This is a genomic window from Streptomyces griseorubiginosus, assembly GCF_036345115.1.
Taxonomy (GTDB): domain Bacteria; phylum Actinomycetota; class Actinomycetes; order Streptomycetales; family Streptomycetaceae; genus Streptomyces; species Streptomyces griseorubiginosus_C.
Genome location: NZ_CP107766.1, coordinates 1,672,068 through 1,691,442, shown reverse-complemented (window position 1 = coordinate 1,691,442; position 19,375 = coordinate 1,672,068). Strand labels below are relative to the sequence as shown.

At 71.2% G+C, this 19,375-nt stretch carries 18 protein-coding genes; 10 read left to right on the top strand and 8 right to left on the bottom strand.

Annotated elements, in window-relative coordinates; all coding sequences use genetic code 11:
- Positions 1-130 precede the first annotated feature (130 nt).
- The 5 genes from OHN19_RS07785 to dnaK all read left to right on the top strand — a co-directional run bounded on the left by OHN19_RS07785 (position 131) and on the right by dnaK (position 6,978).
- Positions 131-1,192, top strand: a complete 1,062-nt coding sequence (locus tag OHN19_RS07785) for a MoxR family ATPase (protein ID WP_330263449.1) — start codon at positions 131-133, stop codon at positions 1,190-1,192.
- Positions 1,189-2,982 carry a DUF2201 family putative metallopeptidase gene (locus tag OHN19_RS07780; protein ID WP_330263448.1) on the top strand — a complete coding sequence of 598 codons (1,794 nt, stop codon included), beginning with the start codon at positions 1,189-1,191 and terminating at the stop codon, positions 2,980-2,982. The genes OHN19_RS07785 and OHN19_RS07780 overlap by 4 nt, the downstream gene beginning before the upstream one ends.
- Before the next feature lie 61 nt (positions 2,983-3,043).
- Positions 3,044-3,472, top strand: coding sequence for an OsmC family protein (locus tag OHN19_RS07775; RefSeq protein ID WP_330263447.1), 429 nt, complete (start codon positions 3,044-3,046; stop codon positions 3,470-3,472).
- Positions 3,473-3,555: 83 nt separating this feature from the next.
- A complete protein-coding gene (locus OHN19_RS07770) occupies positions 3,556-4,953 on the top strand; it encodes a hypothetical protein (RefSeq protein ID WP_330263446.1) in 1,398 nt (465 codons plus the stop codon).
- 135 nt (positions 4,954-5,088) lie between these two features.
- Positions 5,089-6,978, top strand: a complete 1,890-nt coding sequence (gene dnaK / locus OHN19_RS07765; RefSeq protein ID WP_330263445.1) for a molecular chaperone DnaK — start codon at positions 5,089-5,091, stop codon at positions 6,976-6,978.
- 34 nt (positions 6,979-7,012) lie between these two features.
- Here dnaK and OHN19_RS07760 read toward each other — a convergent pair whose 3' ends face one another.
- The 4 genes from OHN19_RS07760 to OHN19_RS07745 form a co-directional block, all read right to left on the bottom strand.
- Complete coding sequence (locus tag OHN19_RS07760; protein ID WP_330263444.1) at positions 7,013-7,477, bottom strand: nitrate reductase molybdenum cofactor assembly chaperone; 465 nt, start codon at positions 7,475-7,477, stop codon at positions 7,013-7,015.
- Between the two features lie 158 nt (positions 7,478-7,635).
- The gene (locus tag OHN19_RS07755; protein WP_330263443.1) at positions 7,636-8,430 is read right to left on the bottom strand and encodes an SAM-dependent methyltransferase; all 795 of its coding nucleotides are present in this window, start codon (positions 8,428-8,430) and stop codon (positions 7,636-7,638) included.
- Between the two features lie 32 nt (positions 8,431-8,462).
- Complete coding sequence (locus OHN19_RS07750; protein ID WP_330263442.1) at positions 8,463-9,326, bottom strand: helix-turn-helix transcriptional regulator; 864 nt, start codon at positions 9,324-9,326, stop codon at positions 8,463-8,465.
- Between the two features lie 171 nt (positions 9,327-9,497).
- On the bottom strand, positions 9,498-10,322 hold the full coding sequence (locus OHN19_RS07745; protein ID WP_330263441.1) for a helix-turn-helix transcriptional regulator: 825 nt from the start codon (positions 10,320-10,322) through the stop codon (positions 9,498-9,500).
- Between the two features lie 107 nt (positions 10,323-10,429).
- Here OHN19_RS07745 and OHN19_RS07740 point away from each other — a divergent pair, with 107 nt between their 5' ends.
- The 3 genes from OHN19_RS07740 to OHN19_RS07730 all read left to right on the top strand — a co-directional run bounded on the left by OHN19_RS07740 (position 10,430) and on the right by OHN19_RS07730 (position 11,736).
- Positions 10,430-10,594: a hypothetical protein gene (locus OHN19_RS07740; protein WP_330263440.1), complete on the top strand. Its 165-nt coding sequence runs from the start codon at positions 10,430-10,432 to the stop codon at positions 10,592-10,594.
- Positions 10,595-10,682: 88 nt separating this feature from the next.
- On the top strand, positions 10,683-10,988 hold the full coding sequence (locus OHN19_RS07735; protein WP_330263439.1) for a 4a-hydroxytetrahydrobiopterin dehydratase: 306 nt from the start codon (positions 10,683-10,685) through the stop codon (positions 10,986-10,988).
- 4 nt (positions 10,989-10,992) lie between these two features.
- Positions 10,993-11,736 (top strand): class I SAM-dependent methyltransferase, encoded by a 744-nt coding sequence (locus tag OHN19_RS07730; RefSeq protein ID WP_330263438.1) that lies wholly within the window; start codon positions 10,993-10,995, stop codon positions 11,734-11,736.
- Here the strand turns inward: OHN19_RS07730 and OHN19_RS07725 are convergent.
- Together OHN19_RS07725 and OHN19_RS07720 are read right to left on the bottom strand one after the other, a co-directional pair.
- A complete protein-coding gene (locus tag OHN19_RS07725; RefSeq protein ID WP_330263437.1) occupies positions 11,711-12,181 on the bottom strand; it encodes a hypothetical protein in 471 nt (156 codons plus the stop codon). The genes OHN19_RS07730 and OHN19_RS07725 overlap by 26 nt on opposite strands.
- The gene (locus tag OHN19_RS07720; protein WP_330263436.1) at positions 12,178-12,657 is read right to left on the bottom strand and encodes a hypothetical protein; all 480 of its coding nucleotides are present in this window, start codon (positions 12,655-12,657) and stop codon (positions 12,178-12,180) included. The genes OHN19_RS07725 and OHN19_RS07720 overlap by 4 nt, the downstream gene beginning before the upstream one ends.
- Before the next feature lie 62 nt (positions 12,658-12,719).
- Here OHN19_RS07720 and OHN19_RS07715 point away from each other — a divergent pair, with 62 nt between their 5' ends.
- Together OHN19_RS07715 and OHN19_RS07710 are read left to right on the top strand one after the other, a co-directional pair.
- Positions 12,720-13,715: a YafY family protein gene (locus OHN19_RS07715; RefSeq protein WP_330263435.1), complete on the top strand. Its 996-nt coding sequence runs from the start codon at positions 12,720-12,722 to the stop codon at positions 13,713-13,715.
- Positions 13,716-13,759: 44 nt separating this feature from the next.
- Entirely contained in the window at positions 13,760-15,655 is a 1,896-nt protein-coding gene (locus OHN19_RS07710) for a rhamnogalacturonan lyase (RefSeq protein WP_330263434.1), read from the top strand.
- Positions 15,656-15,723: 68 nt separating this feature from the next.
- Here the strand turns inward: OHN19_RS07710 and OHN19_RS07705 are convergent, their stop codons facing one another.
- Positions 15,724-16,239: a hypothetical protein gene (locus tag OHN19_RS07705; protein WP_330263433.1), complete on the bottom strand. Its 516-nt coding sequence runs from the start codon at positions 16,237-16,239 to the stop codon at positions 15,724-15,726.
- A 267-nt stretch (positions 16,240-16,506) separates the two neighbouring features.
- Entirely contained in the window at positions 16,507-19,170 is a 2,664-nt protein-coding gene (locus tag OHN19_RS07700) for a cellulose binding domain-containing protein (protein ID WP_330263432.1), read from the bottom strand.
- Positions 19,171-19,375 lie beyond the last annotated feature (205 nt).

Sequence of the window (19,375 nt, the reverse complement as noted above, 5' to 3'; positions counted from 1 at the left end):
GGCTTGTGGCGCAGTTCCCCGCGCCCCTGAGCAGCTACAGGCACCCTTGGAAAATCAGCTGCGGTTGTTTTGCCCGACGCACACACTGTTCGAGTTGCCCCTCTCTCGAACACTCCCTGGAGCCACCGCTTTGCAGGCTGCCGTCACCGTTTCGCCCTCCCGTATCCCCGAGCTTCTCCTCGGGCTCGCCACCGTGCGGCCCGTCTTCGTGTGGGGTGCCCCCGGCATCGGGAAGTCCTCCCTCGTCCGGGAGTTCGCCGCCTCGCTGGGTCTGGAGTGCGTGAGTCTCATCGGTACGCAGCTCGCCCCCGAGGACCTGATCGGGGTGCCGCAGATCCGGGACGGCCGCTCGGTGTTCTGCCCGCCGGAGTCCATCGCCCGCGACGAGCCGTACTGTCTGTTCCTGGACGAGCTGAACGCGGCCACCCCGGACGTGCAGAAGGCGTTCTACTCGCTGATCCTGGACCGCCGGATCGGCGACTACGAACTCCCCAAGGGCTCCATCGTCATCGGCGCCGGCAACCGGGCCACGGACAACGCGCTGGCCCGCCCCATCGCCTCCGCCCTCGTCAACCGCCTCACCCACGTCCACCTGGAGGCCTCCGCGAAGGACTGGCTGGTCTGGGCCGGCGAGCACGGCATCCACCCCTGGATCCTCGACCACCTCACCGACCGGCCCGACCACCTGTGGTCCAAGCCGCCGAAGACCGAGGAGCCCTTCTCCACGCCCCGCTCCTGGCACATGCTCTCCGACGCGCTGCACTCCTTCGGCCGGGACCTCGACGAGGAGACCCTGAAGGTCCTCGCGCACGGCACGCTGACCCCCCGGCACGCCACCGCGTTCTGCGGCTACGTCAAGATCGTGCGCAGCCGGTTCGGCATCGAGGCGATCATCAAGGGGGAGGCCCGCTGGCCGAACCGCCTGGAGGACCGCGACCTGCTCTACTACCTCGCCGAGTCCTTCCGCGGCCGCCTGATCAAGGAACTCCCGGCCAGCAAGGAGCACATGTCGGCGAACGGCCGGCAGACCGCGTACCGCGCCAAGTCGCTGCTCGTCCAACTCGCCGAGATCTCCGTCGAGGTGGCCCAGACCGTGATCGCCTCCGACGCCGACGGCAATCCCGTCCTGCCGTCGTGGTTCCTCGTCGAGGCGGCCCGGGACATGCCCCGGCTGGTGGAGGCGCGGCGGTGAAGCAGCAACCCGCCAAGAAGAAGCGGGACCTGGCCGCCGAGGCCTTCGCCGAAGGGGTGCGGCTGCTGAAGGCCAACCCGGCGCTCGCGGCGGTCGAGTTCGACATCTGCCGCGACGAGAAGTGCGAGTACGCGCCCCGGGACGGGCTCGTGGCCGTCGACTCCCACGGCGAACTGCACGTCCACCCACACCGGTTGGCCGAGCCCGCCGCCTGGGCCTGGGCCCTCGCACACGCCGTCCTGCACCTCGGCTTCGGACACGTGCCCGCGGCGAAGGGCGCGCGGGTCCAGCCGGACCGGTTCGAGCTCGCCGCCCGCTGCGTCGTCGTCAACCGCTTCCTGCTCGGCTTCCCGGTGGGCGAGACCCCCGAGCACCTGCCCGCCTCCTACCCGGACGGCGACGAGGAGCAGCTCGCCGCGCGCTGGCGGCGGGACGGGCTGCCCGTCGCGTACGAGCGCTGCGGCACCGCGCACGACCGGCCCGACCAGGTGCTCATGCCGTGGTACGGCTATTCCGTACCGCCCCCCGACCACCAGCTGGCGTTCGCCACCGCCCTCACCCGGACCGTCTCGGCCGCGATGGACATGGCCGGCGGCCGCCGGGACTCCCTGACCGGCGAACGGCCGCCGCGCCGCCCCTGGGAACGGGCCCTGAGCTGGTTCATCACCTCCTACCCGCTGCTCGGCGGCATCGCGGCCGGCATCAAACTGGTCGCAGACGCCGAACTCGCCCGCGCCCACGGCATCGCGGTCGCCGCCGTCGACACCGGGGCCGCCGAGATCTACATCAACCCGCTGCGCCGCTTCGACGACGAGGAATGGCGGTTCATCCTCGCCCACGAGATGCTGCACGCCGCCCTGCGCCACGGCGACCGCTGCGGTCCCCGCGACCCCTACCTCTTCAACATCGCCTGCGACTACGTCATCAACGGCTGGCTGACCGAGATGCAGATCGGCACCATGCCCGAGGGCCTGCTGCACGACCCCGGGCTCAGCGGCCTGTCCTCCGAGGAGGTCTACGACCGCATCGCCGGAGACCTGCGCCGCATGCGCCGGCTTGCCACCCTGCGCGGCAAGGGCGCCGGCGACATCCTCGGCGGACCGCTCGGCCCGCCCCGCGACTACGTCGACCTCGACGAGTTCTACCGCCGCGGCCTCGCCCGGGGCCTCGACCTGCACCAGCAGCAGGAGCGCGGCTTCCTGCCCGGCGGGCTCGTCGAGGAGATCCGCGCGCTCAGCCACCCGCCCCTGCCCTGGGACGCTCAACTGGCCCGCTGGTTCGACGAGTTCGTGCCGAGCCCGCAGCCCGTGCGCTCCTACGCCCGTCCCTCGCGCCGCCAGTCGGCCACCCCCGGCATCCCGCGCGCCGGACGGTACTTCCCGCCCGAGGAGATCGCCCGCTGCACCTTCGGCGTCGTCCTGGACACCTCCGGCTCCATGAGCCACACCCTGCTCGGCAAGGCGCTCGGCGCGATCGCCTCCTACGCCGAGTCCCGGGACGTACCGGCCGCCCGGGTCGTGTTCTGCGACGCGGCCCCGCACGACGCCGGCTATCTGCCGGTGACCGAGATCGCCCAGCGGGTCCGGGTGCACGGCCGGGGCGGCACCGTCCTCCAGCCCGGCATCGACCTGCTGCACCGCGCCGACGACTTCCCCGCGGGCGCGCCCGTCCTGGTGATCACCGACGGCTGGTGCGACGTCCTGCGGGTCCGGCGCGAGCACGCCTACCTGATCCCGCAGGGCGCCAGACTTCCGTTCACCGCACGCGGGCCGGTCTTCCGGGTGAGCTGAGTCGTAGAGTGATCGAATGGATCCCGCACCCCCTACGCGGGACCATACGAAAGGACTGATCGTGGCTACCACGCGCTCCGCACACACCGTCTGGGAAGGCAACCTCCTCGAGGGGAGCGGTGTCGTCAACTTCGACTCCTCCGGTGCCATCGCGGCACAGCCGGTCACGTGGGCCTCGCGCTCCCAGGACGCCAACGGCAAGACCAGCCCCGAGGAGCTGATCGCCGCCGCGCACTCCAGCTGCTTCTCCATGGCGCTGTCGCACGCCCTGAACGGCGCGGGCACCCCGCCCACCAAGCTCACCACCTCGGCCGACGTCACCTTCCAGCCGGGCGAGGGCATCACCGGTATCCACCTCACCGTCGAGGGCACCGTGCCGGGTCTCGACGAGGAGGGCTTCGCCGCCGCCGCGGCCGACGCCAAGACCAACTGCCCGGTGAGCCAGGCCCTGAAGGCCGTACCGATCACCCTGGACGCGAAGCTCGCCTGAACCCCCTCGCGCAGACCGCCCGTCGGGGCGGTCTGCGCGAAACGCGGTTCGGGCACCGGCGCGGTGGTGCGGGAGGCGGCACGATGATTCCGGGAACGGCCGGCGGTACGGCGGCACTCGACTCCGGCACCCGTGAACGGACGCGTGTCGTGGTGCTGTTCAGCCTGACCGGACGGCTGGATCCGCGCGATCCGCACCTCCCCTCGCCGGGCAGCCTCGTCGACACCTTCGACTTCGGCCGCTTCGCCCTGCACCTGACGTCCAGCGAGGCCGTCCTGCCCGTGCCGGTGCTCGTCGAGGACGTGGCCCCCGGGGAACTGCGGCTGCAGCACGGCGACCACGGCCTCGACCTCGCCTCCCTCCAGATCGCCGTCGTCGCCACCCCGCGCGGGGACGTCACCCTGGCGCTGGACTGCGGATTCGCGGGGCGGACGGCTCCCGAGGCCCTTGCTGCCTGGCTCGCCGACACCTGCTTCGACCGGGACCGGATCACGCTCGGCGAGAGCGGTCTGCTCGACGCGCTGGGCGGCCGGCTCGCCCCGCGCGAGCCGCTCGGCTTCGGCCAGAACGTCCACCAACTCGTCTTTCCCGGCGGGGACTTGAAGAGCGACCTGCTCGACGCCGAAGAGACCCGGCTGCACAGCCTGCTCAACGAGATCGTGTACCGAGGCCGGCCGTCCCCGTCCGAGCCGCCCCACCTCCGGAGGAACGGCCGCACCCTCTCCGCGCACGGCCGCGGGGTCTCCGTGCACGCCGGCTGGGCCGAGCACGTGGAGAACGGCCTGACCCTGGTCGCCGTCGGCATGATCTCCGCGCTCGCCGTCCTCCAGCGCACCCGGCTGGCCGCCTTCGAGACCATGCGCGCCAACGAACGGGCCGCGGCCGAGTCGCCGTACGAGATCCGCAGGCTGATCTCCCGGCTCTCCGAGGGGGTCAACGAACTCCAGCTGGACCTGGCCTTCGGTGTCGAGGCGTACGTCGACAGCCTGCTGATCCCGGAGACGGTCATGGAGGCCTTCCAGTCCTCGCTGCGGGACGCCCTGGGCATCCCCGCCAGCCTGGACAACTCCGCCCGCATGGTCGAGCGCCTGACCTCGGTGATCAGCGCCCGCTCGGCGGCCCTGGACGCCCAGCTCGCCGAGCGCGACGACCGCAGGGACCGTACCGTCTCGGCGCTCGTCGCCGTGGCCACCGGGATCGCGCTGCCGCCGACGCTGCTGCTCGCGTTCTTCGGGGCCAACGCCTCCAACGTGGACAACCGGCGCTCCATCTTCGACGCCCACTACCTCCCGGCCTACCTGCTGGCCTGGCTGCCCTTCATCGCCCTCGCCGTGATCGGATACCTCCTGCTCAGGCGGGTCAGCCGACGCTCCGGCCCGCTGCGGGGCACCCCGCCGGCGAACGGGCCCGCGCCGCTGCCCGCGCCACGGTCACCGGACGGGCGTCGCGAGGAGCGCCCGTCGGGGTACTCGTTCCCCTGAGCGGGGCCCAACGCGCCATTGACAAGAACGCACTCAAGTTTTGTGCTGGAGTGCGGGAAGGCTCCCTGGCGGAACTCCTGGGCGAAACTCCTGGACGGAACTCCTCGGCGAAACTCCGGGCGGAAGGGGACAGCGATGGGACGTGCGGTCGGGATCGATCTCGGGACCACGAACTCGGTGGTGGCCGTGCTGGAGGGCGGTGAACCCACAGTCGTCGCCAACGCGGAGGGGGCCAGGACCACGCCGTCGGTCGTGGCCTTCGCCAAGAACGGCGAGGTGCTGGTGGGCGAGGTCGCCAAGCGGCAGGCCGTCACCAACGTCGAGCGCACCGCGCGCTCCGTGAAACGGCACATGGGCGACGGGAGCTGGCGCTTCCCGGACCAGGGCTCGATCGACGGCACCCGGTACCGGGCCCAGGAACTGTCCGCGCGGGTCCTCCAGAAGCTGAAGCGGGACGCCGAGTCGTATCTCGGCGAGGACGTCACCGACGCGGTGATCACCGTCCCCGCCTACTTCGACGACACCCAGCGCCAGGCCACCAAGGAAGCCGGGGAGATCGCCGGCCTCAACGTGCTCAGGATCATCAACGAGCCCACGGCGGCCGCGCTGGCGTACGGCCTGGACCGGGGCGAGGAGCAGACGGTCCTGGTCTTCGACCTCGGCGGCGGCACCTTCGACGTGTCCCTGCTGGAGATCGGCGACGGCGTCATCGAGGTCAAGGCGACCAACGGCGACACCCACCTCGGCGGCGACGACTGGGACCACCGGATCGTGGAACACCTGGTCAAGCGCTTCAAGGGGCAGTACGGCGTCGACCTCGGCAACGACAAGATGGCGCTCCAGCGGCTCCGCGAGGGCGCCGAGAAGGCGAAGATCGAGCTGTCCTCGTCCTCCGAGACCACGATCAACCTGCCCTACATCACCGCTTCCGCCGAGGGCCCCCTGCACCTCGACGAGAAGCTCACCCGCGCGCAGTTCCAGGAGCTCACCGCCGACCTCCTCGACCGCTGCAAGACGCCCTTCCACCAGGCGGTGAAGGACGCGGGCATCAAGCTGGACGTGATCGACCACGTGATCCTCGTCGGCGGTTCGACGCGGATGCCCGCCGTGACCGACCTGGTCAAGGAGCTCACCGGCAAGGACCCGCACAAGGGCGTCAACCCGGACGAGGTCGTGGCGGTCGGCGCGGCCCTCCAGGCGGGTGTCATCCGCGGTGACGTGAAGGACGTGCTGCTGCTCGACGTCACCCCGCTGTCCCTGGGCATCGAGACCAAGGGCGGCATCATGACCAAGCTCATCGAGCGCAACACCACGATCCCCACCCGCCGTTCGGAGATCTTCACCACCGCGACCGACAACCAGCCCTCGGTGGGCATCCAGGTCTACCAGGGCGAACGGGAGATCGCCGCGTACAACAAGAAGCTCGGCGTCTTCGACCTCACCGGTCTGCCGCCCGCGCCCCGGGGCGTCCCCCAGATCGAGGTGGCCTTCGACATCGACGCGAACGGCATCATGCACGTCTCGGCGAAGGACCTGGCCACCGGGCGCGAACAGAAGATGACGGTGACCGGCGGCTCGGCGCTCCCCAAGGAGGACATCGACCGCATGATGCGGGAGGCCGAGCAGTACGCCGAGGAGGACCGCAACCGCCGCGAGGCCGCCGAGACCCGCAACCAGGCGGAGCAACTCGTCTACCAGACAGAGAAGTTCGTCCGGGAGAACGGCGACAAGGTCCCCGCCGACACGAAGACGGAGGTCGAGTCGGCGGTGGCGGACCTCAAGAGGCTCCTGGAGGAGAACGCCGACACCGCCCCGCTCCGCGACGGCGTCGAGAAGCTCGCCTCCGTCAGCCAGAAGATGGGCCAGGCCATGTACGCCCAGGCCCAGGCCGATCAGCAACAGCCGCCGCCCCAGGACCAGCCGACGTCATCGCCCCAGGACGAGGAGGGGGTCGTCGACGCGGAGATCGTGGACGACGACCGGAGCGAGGGAGACGCGAACGACCGCAAGGGCGGGGCCGCCTGAGGACTCGGGGACCCAGGGCCTGTCTGACAATTCCCTAGCGCACCCTCGTCGGCAGTGCGGCGCACACGGCGTCCAGGACCGACGCGTACGGGGTGCCGACCGCGGTGAGCCTGGAGCGCAGTCGCTCCAGGCCCTCCCGGTGTCCGGTGAGAAGGTCCGTGTCCCCGGTCCGGGCCGTGAACTCCAGCACCGCGGGCAGGAAGTCCGGCACCTCCTCACCGGTCAACTCCAGCCCGGCCGCGCGGAACACCTCCTTGAACCGCTTCCGGGTGCCCCCGTCCTGCCACCAGCTCAGGTACAGACTGTGCCCGTTCCCGGAGCCGAAGACGTGGTCGTAGTGCGCCGCCAGTTCCCGCGCGGGCGTCACCGCCGCGTGGTCGGCGAACGCCCGCAGCTGCGGGGCCGCCTCCCGCAGCAGCGGCAGCCGGGCGCGGAAGTCGTCGTCGGGATACGTCAGGCAGAGCGCCGCCGCCTGGTACAGCACTGCGTCCGAGGGCATCAGGCCTCCTCAGCGTCGTCGGGGTCCTCTCCAGGCGCCCACCCGCCGCCGCCCGGTGTCGGGGTGCCGGTCACGTGCGCTCCCTGTCCGCCGGCCCACGGCTCCTTCGAACCTAGGGCGGGACGCGGGAGCGCACCCGTTCACGGCACCCGTACGGGTCAGACCTTGCGGGCGACCCCCGCGTACACCGGCACGATGCCTTCCGCCTGCGCCACCACGTCCTCCGGCTCGGGACGCCAGCCGTGGACCGGGATCACCCCGGGGCCGAGCAGCTCCAGGCCCTCGAAGAACCGGGAGAACTCGGCCAGCGACCGAGGGAAGAACGGGGTGCCGCCGGCGCGGAACTGCTGGGCGGCCTTCGCGATCGCCTCGGGGCTCAGATCGGGGGTGACCTGCGACAGGATCAGGTAGCTGCCCGGGGCGAGCGTGTCGACGTACCGCCCGAGAAGCCCGTACACGTCGTCGTCGAGGTAGTGGGTGAGCGCGACCAGGGACAGGGCGACCGGCCGGGTGAAGTCCAGGGACTCGCGCGCCCGGTCCAGCAGGGTGTCGACGTCGCGGACGTCGGCCTGGACGTAGTCGGTGCTGCCCTCGGCGGAGCCGTGCAGCAGCGCCTGCGCGTGCCGGAGCACGATCGGATCGTTGTCCGCGTACACCACCTTCGCCTCGGGGGCGACGCCCTGGGCGACCTGGTGCAGGTTGGGCTCGGTGGGGATGCCCGTGCCGATGTCCAGGAACTGACGGATCCCGGCCTCCGCCGCGGTGCGCACGGCCCGGGTCATGAAACGGCGGTTGGCCCGCGCCCCGCGCAGCACCGTGCCGTCCACCTCCAGGATCCGGCGCGCCAGCGCCTCGTCCACCGGGTAGTTGTCCTTGCCGCCCAGCCACCAGTCGTAGACCCGCGCCGGATGCGGGCGGCTCGTGTCGATTCTGGGCGCGTCGGATCCGGTCATACGGTGTCGTCTCCCCTGTGTCGTGGTGGTGCTCAGAAGTCCTCGCGGCGCTCCCGCAGCAGCTTCTTCGTGCGTTCGGCCGACGCGGCCCGCGCCGACATGTGGTCCAGGACCTCCAGGTGCGTGGCGACCTCCTGGCGGGAGTCGAGGTACAGCGCGCCGGTCAGGTACTCGGTGAACACCATGTCGGGCAGCTCCGGTTCGGAGAAACGGAACAGCGAGAAGGGCGCGTACGTCCCCGGGTGCGGGCCCTCCTCGAACTCGCACACCTGGAGCGTGACTCGGTCCCGCTCGGCGAACTCCAGCAGTTTGTCGAGCTGTTCGCGCATCACGTGGGCGCGGATGCTCACCGGGCGGCGCAGCACCGTCTCGTCCATGATCGCCCACAGGTGAGGCGGGTTCGGGCGTTCGAGGAGCTTCTGGCGGGCCATGCGCAGCGACACGTGCCGCTCGATCGCCTCCGTCCCGGACTGTCCGATCGTCCCGGCCTCCATGACGGCTCGCGCGTAGTCCTCTGTCTGGAGCAGACCGGGCACGAAGTGCGGTTCGTAGGAGCGGATGATCCCGGCCGCGCCCTCCAGACTGACGTAGAGGCTGAACCACTCCGGCAGCACGTCGTGGAACCGCTGCCACCAGCCCGGCCTGTTCGCCTCCTCGGCCAGCTGGACGAACGCCTCGACCTGGTCCACGGGGACGCCGTAGGTCTCCAACAGCACCTGGACGTACGGGATCTTCAGGGCGACCTCGGCCATTTCCATCCGCCGTACGGTCGCGGGAGCCACCCGAAGGACCTGTGCGGCCTCCTCGCGCTTGAGGCCTGCGGCCTCCCGCAGTTCCTGAAGCCGTCTGCCGAGCACCACCTGGCCCACGGTCGGCGCAGGCCGCCGCTCACTCACGCCACGCCTCCCCTACGCGTCGAAGCTTGCGTGCAGTGTGCCATGTTCCGGTGCCGGTCTCACCGGTCACGCTCGCTTCCTCCTTACCTCCCGCGTCATCGACGGGCGGGCGGGGGAGCGGGATCGTGGTGCCACGGGTCCCGGGCCGGCGCACTCCGGCCCGGGGCGCGCTCAGGGCAGCAGCGCGTGCAGGTGCTTGACCGTCGCCGGATCGGCCGGGAGGAAGGTCTCGATGGCCAGTTCGGCGACGGTCACGTCCATGGGGGTGTTGAAGGTGGCCGTGGAGGAGATGAAGGACAGCGTGCGGCCCTCGTGCTCGATCCGCATCGGGAGGGCGAAGTAGGGGACGGAGCCCGCCGGTTGAGGTTCTTCGTCCTCCGACGCCTCCGGTACCGGATAGGCCGCCACCTCCTCGTACAGCGCACGCAGTCGCTCCGACCGGCGCAGGGCGATCTGCCGGCGCATCTGTTCCAGCAGATGCCCGCGCCACTCCCGCAGATTGCGGATACGCGGGGCGAGGCCCTCGGGGTGCAGGGTGAGCCGCATGGTGTTGAGCGGGGGCCGCAGCAGGGACTCCGGGACGCCGTCGAGGAGCATCGTGATCCCGCGGTTCGCTGCCACGACGTGATACGAGGCGTCGAACACCAGGGCGGGGTACGGCTCGTAGCCCTGGAGCAGCCGCTCGATCCCCTCGCGCACGGCGTCCAGGGCGGGGTCGTCCAGCGGGGTCTCGGGGAAGCGCGGGGCGTAACCGGCCGCCAGCAGCAGCGCGTTGCGCTCACGGACCGGTACCTCCAGATGCTCGGCGAGCCGCAGCACCATCTCCTCGCTCGGCCGGGAGCGTCCCGTCTCGACGAAGCTGATGTGCCGGGCACTGGAATCCGCCCGCAGCGCCAACTCCAGCTGACTGACCCGCCGTTGCTCACGCCAGGCACGCAGGAGGGGGCCGACGCCCTGGTCGGCGGGGGTGGCTGCGGCGGAGGGGGCGATCGTCATACGGACGACCGTAGTCGAGGAGCGGACGCATGGAGTGGCGAAGGACGGGTGGCTCGGTACCGCGCCCGGGTGCGGGGCAGCCTCCTGGGAGGGGCGAGCGGTGACGAGTGACCGACGTGGTGCCCGGCTCGCGGGGCGCGATCGGCCGGATCAGGGACGACACCCGCACGACCCGGCGGTCAACCGTTCTGGGGCACCGGGTCCGGATCGCCGTACTCGTCGACGACCTCGCGGCCGTAAGGGTCGCCGGCCCGCGCTTCGGCTCGACGTGACCCTCCCGGGGCCGTGACCGAACCGGGCCCGGACGGGGTCGCTGTGGCACGCTGAGGACGTACCCGCATCTCAGGAAGGACCGAGGTCATGCCCGTCGAACCGCTGTCGCAGAAGGAGATCGAGGACCGGCTCGCGGAGCTGCCCGGCTGGTCGGTCGAGGACGGCCGCCTCGCCCGCTCGTACCGGCTCGCGGACCACTTCGCCGCGACCGCGATGGTCGTGCACATCGCCCAGGTCCAGCAGGAGCTCGACCACCACTCCGACCTCACCCTCGGCTACAACACGGTCGCGCTGTCCGTGCACACCCACAGCGCGGGCGGTGCCCTCACCGAGAAGGACTTCGAGCTCGCGCAGCGGGTGGACGCCCTCGCCGCCGGTCACGGAGCCCAGTGAGGCCGTGCTCGACTACGACAAGGAGGCCGACGCCTACGACGCGAGCCGCGGCGGGGAGCCCAGGGCCGCCGCGGCCGCCGACGCGGTGCTCGGCCTGATCCCTCCGGGCACCCGGCGCCTCCTCGACGTGGCCTGCGGCACCGGGATCGTCACCCGCAGGCTCGCCGCCGCCCGGCCCGCGACCCGGGTCACGGGCGCCGACCTGACGTACGGCATGGCCCGCATGGCCGCCGTACGGCTGCCCGGCGCGGTGGTGCTGGCGGACGGCCGTGCGCTGCCGTTCCCCGACGGGGCGTTCGACGCCGTCACCAGCGTGTGGCTGCTGCACCTCCTCGACCGGGCCGAGGACGTCCGGGCCGTGGTCGCCGAGTGCGCCCGGGTGCTCCGACCGGGCGGGGTGTACGTCACCACCGTCGACAAGGCCGCCGCACACGACGTGGGCAGCGACGTCGACGCCGTTCTCGCCCCCCGACCGCGCCGCCCGGCCCCGGACGCGGCACCGCTCGTCGAGTCGTACGCCGCCGCCCACCTTCTGCACCCGGCCGGACAGGCCCGTTTCCCGGGCCGCGGTCAGGGCCGCAGCCCCCGCCGCACCGCCGCCGACCTGCGCCGCGGCTGGTTCACCCAGCTACCACCCGGCACCCCCCTCACCGAACGCTTCGCGCGCCGCCTGGAGGCACTCCCCGACCAGGAACTCCCGCGCCCGGACCCGGTGTTCACCGTCAGGGCGTTCCGCAAGGCCGGGTGAAGTCCATGGTCCAGTTGGTCACCCAGGTCTCCCCGTGGTCCACGGAGAAGGCCTGCTCCCAGCGGGCACCGGCCGACGAGATGTCCGACCACACGAACCGCACCCGCACGTCCTTCCCGTCGTGCGTGTCGTCGCCGTAGAACTCACCGCGTCCGCCCTCGAACTGCCCGATCACGGGCGGGAACAGCGTCCCGGTGCGGCTCGCCGCCCAGTGCAGGGACCACTGCTCCGTCCCCCGGTCGAAGAGCCGCAGCGTGGCGCCCTTCGCCCCGAGGTGCGGCAGGTCGATCTCGTCGATGTTCGCCGCCCCGTCGAACAGCGGCCGGCAGCGGCTGGTTCCCGGGAACTCCTCCCAACTGCCGTACGGATCCAGGAAGTCGGTGCGGCGACGGTTCACGACCGCCCATGCGCCGTGGAAGAAGTCGAAGTCGTGCGGGCTGCTCATGAGCGGTCTCCCGTGGTTCCTTCGGGCAGCGAGTCGGCCAGGTAGGCGGCCAGGTCCGGGACTTCGGGCGTGAGCAGATGCCGTACCCAGGCGTCCCGTTCGTGCAGGATCGGCGGGAGCTCCCAGACGCAGCCGATCCAGGGCAGGTCGGGCCTGACGAAGTGCGTCGGGTCGAGGTCGGGGCAGTGGAGGGCCGGCTGGCCCGCCGAGGCGCCCCGGAAGTGCAGCACGTTGTCCCACACCCAGTTGTAGGCGTTGAGGTAGGCGCCGGTGTCCGTGCCGCGGTGCAGCACGACGAAGGTCGCCGGCGGAGTGCCGTCCGGCTCCGGCAGCAGCGACGGGAGGATCTCGTACGCCGCCTTCTCGACGGCGGGTTCGATGCCGCCCGGGTCGGCGGTGACGTGGTAGCGCTTGACGTGCCGCCCGGCGACCTCGATGGGTGGCGGCACGGTGAGGAGTTTCTCGGTGAAGCTCATGACGGGACGCTAGGACCGCTTCACTGACATCCTGTGGCAGTGAAGTCTGGGATTCTGGGGTGGTGAGGTCCAGCCGTCTCGTCTCGATCCTGCTGCTGCTCCAGACCCGGGGCCGGATGACCGCCGCCCAGCTCGCCCAGGAGCTGGAGGTGTCGGTGCGCACGGTCTACCGGGACGTCGAGGCGCTGAGCACGGCCGGCGTTCCGCTGTACGGCGACGCGGGCCACGCAGGCGGCTACCGCCTGCTCGACGGCTACCGCACTCGGCTGACCGGTCTCACCGCGGCCGAGGCCGAGGCCCTGTTCCTGGCCGGAGCACCGGGGCCCGCCGCCGAGCTGGGCCTCGGTCCGGTCCTGGCGGCCGCCGAGCTGAAGGTGCGGGCCGCGCTGCCGGTGGAGCTGCGGGCGCACGCGGACCGGATCAGCGGACGCTTCCACCTCGACGCACCCGGCTGGTACGCGGCGGGCGAGGAGGCGCCGTATCTGCCGGAGGTGGCCGAGGCGGTGTGGGACAACCGCGTCCTGGATGTCGTATACCGGCGCTGGCGTGCGCCGACCGACGTCCGGCGCCGACTGGAGCCGTACGGGCTCGTGCTGAAGGCGGGCCGCTGGTACGTCGTCGCCGGTCCGGGACCGCGCACCTATCGTGTCGACCAGATCCTGGAACTCACCCTCGTGGACGAGGGGTTCAGCCGTCCCGAGGGTTTCGATCTGGCCGCCTACTGGACGGCGTACCAGCGGGACTTCCACGACCGGCTCCACCAGGGCGAGGCGGTCGTACGGCTGGCTCCGGGGGTGAGGCTGCCCAGAGCGGTAACGCACCCCACAGATCGGCACCCCACAGATCCGGACTCCACGGATCCGCACTCCACGGATCCCGACGGCTGGACCGTCGCCCGCGTCCCCATCGAGTCCATCGAGCACGCGCAGGGCGAGTTCCTGCGCCTGGGTACGGACGTCGAGGTGCTGGAACCGCCCGAGCTGCGCGCCCTGATGGCCCGAACCAGCGCCGAACTGGCCGAAAGATACGGCAACTCGACCTCGTCCAGCGGCGACTGAGGGTGCGGAACCCGTCCGTCCCCACCGCTTCGGAGGTCCACCCCGTGCAGCACCCGCAGCCGCACCTGCCCCCACACCCGCCCGCCCACCGCAGACGCCGAGTCCTCCTCTCGGCGACCACCGCCGCCGTCGCCCTCGTGGCCGCCGGTCTGACCGCCCTGTCGCCCGGCACGGCCGAGGCCGCCACCGCCCGCCAGGTCGAGAAGCTCGACCGGGGCGTGGTCAGCGTCCACACCGACGCCGGCAACCTGGTCAGCTGGCGCTGGCTCGGCACCGACCCGAACGACGTGTCCTTCAACGTCTACCGCGCCGGCACCAAGGTCAACTCGACCCCGGTCACCGGCTCCACCAACTACTTCCACTCCGGCGCGCCCGCCCAGGCCGACTACACCGTCCGTGCGATCGTCGGCGGCGTCGAGCAGTCCGACTCGGTGCACGCGGTCCAACTCCGCACCGGCTACACGGACGTGCCGATCAGCCCGCCGGCCGGCGGCACGACCCCCGACGGGGTGGCGTACACCTACGAGGCCAACGACGCGTCCGTGGCCGACCTCGACGGGGACGGAGCCCTGGACTTCGTCCTCAAGTGGCAGCCCACCAACGCCAAGGACAACTCCCAGTCCGGCTACACCGGCAACACGATCCTCGACGGCGTCAAACTCGACGGCACCCGGCTGTGGCGCATCGACCTGGGCCGCAACATCCGCTCCGGCGCGCACTACACGCAGTTCCAGGCGTACGACTACGACGGCGACGGCAAGGCCGAGGTCGCCGTGAAGACGGCGGACGGCACGGTCGACGGAACGGGCGCGGTGATCGGTAGCTCCTCGGCCGACTACCGCAACTCCAGCGGCTATGTCCTGTCGGGCCCCGAGTACCTGACGATGTTCAACGGCCTGACCGGCAGGGCGATGCAGAGCGTGGACTACGTCCCGGCCCGCGGCACCGTGTCCTCGTGGGGCGACTCCTACGGCAACCGCGTCGACCGCTTCCTCGCGGGGACGGCCTACCTGGACGGCGCCCGTCCCTCCCTGATCATGGCCCGCGGCTACTACACCCGTACGGTGATCGCCGCGTGGGACTGGCGGGGCGGCGCCTTCACCCGCCGCTGGACCTTCGACAGCAGCTCCTCGACGAACTCCGGCAAGGGGTACGACGGTCAGGGCTCGCACAGCCTGTCGGTCGGGGACGTCGACAACGACGGCAGGGACGAGATCGTCTACGGCGCGATGGCGGTCGACGACAACGGCAGCGGGCTGTGGACCACGAAGACGGGCCACGGCGACGCACAGCACCTCGGCGACCTCGACCCCGCCCACGCGGGCCTGGAGTACTTCAAGGTCTCGGAGTCGACCTCCCAGCCCGCGGAGCTGTACATCAACCCGGCCAACGGCACGGTGAACTGGAAACTGGCCGCGTGCTGCGACAACGGGCGGGGCGTCGCCGGTGACATCTGGGCCGGCAACGACGGCGCGGAGGTCTGGTCCGCGTCGGACTCCTCGATCCGCGACGAGGCGGGCGCGACGAAGGGCCGCGAGCCGTCCTCGGTGAACTTCCTGTCCTGGTGGGACGGCGACCCGGTCCGCGAACTCCTCGACGGCACCCACATCGACAAGTACGGCACCTCCTCGGACACCCGCCTGCTGACCGGCGCCTCGGTCCACTCCAACAACGGCACCAAGGCGACCCCGTCGCTGTCCGGCGACATCCTCGGCGACTGGCGCGAGGAGGTCGTCTGGCCGACCTCGTCCAACACCGCGCTCCGGATCTACTCGACCCCCGTCGAGACGACGACCAGGATCACCACGCTCCTCCACGACACGATGTACCGCACCGGCCTGGCCTGGCAGAACACCGCCTACAACCAGCCCCCGCACCCCAGCTTCTTCATCGGCGCCGGGATGCCCACGGCACCCAGGCCGACGGTGTACACGCCCTGAACACCGGTGGGTGCGTGCCCCTTCGGGGAGTCCTCGACAACCCCCGGTGCACGCACCCACCCGCGCCCCTAGCTGAAGCCGCCGCTGAAATCGCTGTTGAGCTGTGCGGAGCAGATGTTGTAGCCGCCCTGGGCCCGGCCCTTCTTCGTCCGGCCGTCGATGGTGACCGAACACTGGATGTCTCCGCCGCCCATGAGCTGAGCGGTCACCTGGTAGTAGAAGGCGTCCTCGTCGACGCTCAGCGTCTTGTTCATCGGCAGCCCCTTGCCCTGGAGGTTGGTGCCGTCGCTGCCGTAGGTGATGTCGACCCCGGCGGGAGCGGAGCCCCACACCTTGAACACCGCCTTGCCGCTGGGGGCGTTGTCGGAGTCGTCGGCCGTGTCCGCGGCCTTCGCCTTCGCCGTGGCCGTCTTGGTGACGGTCACCGTCGGCGCGGGCTCCGCCTCGGTGTCGACCTGCGCGGGGGCGGTCACCGTCACGGTGGGCGCGGGCTCGGCGGCGGCCTTCTTCCCGCCGTCACCGTTGCCCGCGGCCCCGATGCCCACGCCGAGGAGCAGGATGCCCGCGGCGACGGGGATGAGCACCCGCTTGCGCGCCCAGCCTGGCCCGGGCGCAGGCGGAAGGGGCGGAACGGGCGGTGGCCCGAAACCGGGCGGCGGAGGAAGAGGAGGCGGAGGCGGCTGGGTGTACGACATGGTCCCCCCTGAGGTCTTTCGTGGGGGATGAGCGTAACGGGAGGTGTGAAGAAGAAGTGAGGGATGTGCAGACAGGGTGATTCAGTTGTGACGTGAACTTTCGTGCGCGGCAGAGGGCGCGCACCCGAACAGGGGTGCGCGCCCTTGGTGTTCCGTTCAGGCGACCGTGCAGCTCTGGTCGCCCACCTTGAACGCGGTCGGCTTCCCGTTCGTCCCCGACCAGCTTCCCGTGAAGCCGAAGCTCACGGACGAGCCCGCGGCCACGTTGGCGTTCCAGCCGACGTTCTTCGCCGTCACCGCCGACCCGGACTGGGCGGCCTCCGCGTTCCAGGCCTGGGAAACGGTCTGGCCGTTGGGGAAGGTCCAGCCGAGTGTCCAGCCGGTCCAGGCACTTGACCCCGTGTTGGCCAGTTGGACGTCCGCCTGGAAGCCGCCCGACCACTGGTTGGTGATCTTGTACGTCACCGCGCAGGCGCCCGTCGGGGCCGGATCGGTCGGATCAGTGGGGCCACCGCCCCCGCCCCCGGTGTCGGAGGTGTCGCCGTACACGACGCCCCGGCCGTTGGTCGAGACGTACACGCGCCCGTACACCCGGGGGTCACCGGTGATCGCCCCGCCGGTCCAACCCCACTGGTGGGCGTCGTCGTTGATACGGGTCCAGCTCGCGCCCTTGTCGGTGGAGCGGAAGATGCCCCGGACCCCGCCGATCTTCGCGCTGGTGTAGAGCGTCTGGTACGACGCCCCCGGCGCCGCCTTCCCGAAGCCGATCGTGTCGGCCTGGCCGACGTTCGAGAGCTTGGTCCAGCTCGCACCGGAGTCGGTCGAGTGCCACAGGCCGTACGCCCCGTCGGTGGCCCCGCCCGCGAGCCACACATCGCCCTTCACCCCGGGCAACGCCTTGAAGCGCACGGTGTCACCGCTCGGCAGACCCGTCGCGGCCGACGCCGTGAAGGTCGCGCCGCCGTCCGTACTCAGGTAGAACTTCCCGGACTTGAAGCCGTAGAAGGTCTTCGCGTCCACCCGGTCCGACTCCACGATCGCCCCGGCCGGGATGCCGCTCGACGCGGACCACGACGTACCGAAGCCCGTCGCGTACTGCACCCCCGTGCCGTCCGGGCTCCACACGAACCGGCTGCCGTCCGACGCGGCGGCCACCGTCCCGCCCCCGCTCACGCCCGAAGGGTCGGTCCCCGCGAACCAGTTGGCCCCGTTGTCGGTCGAGAACGCGATGTGCGGGCCGGAGTCCAGGTTCCCCACCCGCACGACCGTGTTCGGGTTGGTCTCCGCGAAGTCCAGGCTCGTGGTCGTGGTGAAGTTCGGCTGGGTGTACATCATCGGCGGGACCTTGGTGAGGTCCGTGTGCCGGAAGCCGCCGATGTCCCCGAGCGCGCTCAGCAGCGGGGCTCCCGACGGCGGCGACGCCAGGTCCTGGACAGCTGTCTCCTCCAGGCCCTGCACCATCGGCTTGATGGTGAACTGGCTGCCGGAGTCCCAGTTCGTGAGGTTCTCCGTGCCGTAGACCGTCGCCCCCGTCCCGTACATCATCCGGTTCGAGTTGAACGGGTCGATCTCCAACGCCTCCGTCATCCAGCCGAGTTTGGGCGTCTGCTCGGGCGGCGACGGGTTCGCGCCCCAGGTCAGCCACGGGGAGGAGGAGACGTCCATGGTGTAGCGGTTCGCCCGGTTGGGGTACGACGTGTAGTCCCACGCCCGCGTCCAGGTCGCTCCGCTGTCCGTGGAGCGGAAGATCTGGGTGTCGGGCCACCAGGAGCTGTAGGCGGTTGTCATGACGGTCCCGGGCTTCTGCCGGTCCACTGTCAGACCGCTGAAGCCGTAGTAGGTGTCCGCCTCCGCGACCGGGCTGATGTTCGTCCAGGCACCGGTCGCCGTCGCGTACCGCCACACCTGGCCCTTGCCGCCGTCGTACGGCCCGCCCTTGTCGCTGTACGTCAGATACAGGTAGCCGTTCACCGCGTCCAGGACACCCTTGTGGGCCAGGTACCCCGTCGGCTGCCCGGCGAGCCTGCTCCAGGTCGCGCCGCCGTCCGTCGAGCGGTACACGGAGTTCTGGAGGTCGGCGACCCCGACGTAGACCGTCTGCGTCGCGCTCCCGGACGTGCCCGTCCTCTCGTCGAAGGTGACCCAGACGACGCCCTGGTTGTCGCTCGCGTAGCCGCTGGTGTCGCTCGGATCCTGCTGGTAGTTGCCGACGTTGGGGAAGTTCGCCACCTGCGACCAGTTCACGCCCGAGTCGGTCGACCGCCACAGTCCCTTGCCGCTGGGCGCCCCCAGGTACAGCACACTGTTCCTGTTCGGGTCGACGGCGAGCCGCTCACCCATGCCCCGCCCCGGCATGTTGCCGCCGAGCTTGAAGGGCAGCACGGTCTTCTGCCAGCTGGCACCCCGGTCGGAGGACCGCATGACGGCGCCGTTCTTCGGGTCCCAGCTGTTGGTGTACGTCCCGACGGCCGCGTACACCTTGTTGGGATCCACCGAGTCGGAGGCCAGGCTCACGACGCCCGTGTGCCCCCAGTCGTCCCACCCCACGGAGTCCAGCAGCGGCGTCCAGGTCTTCGAGGACTCCTGCCAGCGGTACGCCCCGCCGATGTCCGTGCGGGCGTAGGCGAGGTTCTTCTCCTTGCGGTTGAAGACGATGCCCGGCACGAATCCGCCGCCGTCGATCCGGGCGTTCTTCCAGGTGTAAGTGTCTGCGGCGAGCGAGACCTTCGCCGCGCCGCCGGCCGCCAGCGCGGGCGGCGTACCGGCGAGCAGCCCGGCCGCGAGCGCGAGCACGGCCGTGAGGATGCGGGTTCTTCGCACGGGGGGTCCTTTCCGGAAAGGGAAAGTGCGAGGGAGGGGGGTAAGCGCTTTCCGTTCGGTACGAGAGGTGCCGGGCGACCCCCAGTGCGGGAGGGGGCCGCCCGGCCGGTCGGCCCCGCCGTCAGGTGACGGGGCCTATACGCGGAGCTTTCAAGCGGTTCCGTCGGAAAGAGCGGTACGTGGTGCGCCCCTCAAGGGGCGCGGG

What these genes read in the sequence shown, in the direction of transcription:
- OHN19_RS07770 (WP_330263446.1), top strand. Translation starts at nt 3,556, where the DNA reads ATGATTCCGGGAACGGCCGGCGGTACGGCGGCACTCGACTCCGGCACC.
- dnaK (WP_330263445.1), top strand. Translation starts at nt 5,089, where the DNA reads ATGGGACGTGCGGTCGGGATCGATCTCGGGACCACGAACTCGGTGGTG.
- OHN19_RS07760 (WP_330263444.1), bottom strand. Translation starts at nt 7,477, where the DNA reads ATGCCCTCGGACGCAGTGCTGTACCAGGCGGCGGCGCTCTGCCTGACG.
- OHN19_RS07755 (WP_330263443.1), bottom strand. Translation starts at nt 8,430, where the DNA reads ATGACCGGATCCGACGCGCCCAGAATCGACACGAGCCGCCCGCATCCG.
- OHN19_RS07745 (WP_330263441.1), bottom strand. Translation starts at nt 10,322, where the DNA reads ATGACGATCGCCCCCTCCGCCGCAGCCACCCCCGCCGACCAGGGCGTC.
- OHN19_RS07735 (WP_330263439.1), top strand. Translation starts at nt 10,683, where the DNA reads ATGCCCGTCGAACCGCTGTCGCAGAAGGAGATCGAGGACCGGCTCGCG.
- OHN19_RS07725 (WP_330263437.1), bottom strand. Translation starts at nt 12,181, where the DNA reads ATGAGCAGCCCGCACGACTTCGACTTCTTCCACGGCGCATGGGCGGTC.
- OHN19_RS07720 (WP_330263436.1), bottom strand. Translation starts at nt 12,657, where the DNA reads ATGAGCTTCACCGAGAAACTCCTCACCGTGCCGCCACCCATCGAGGTC.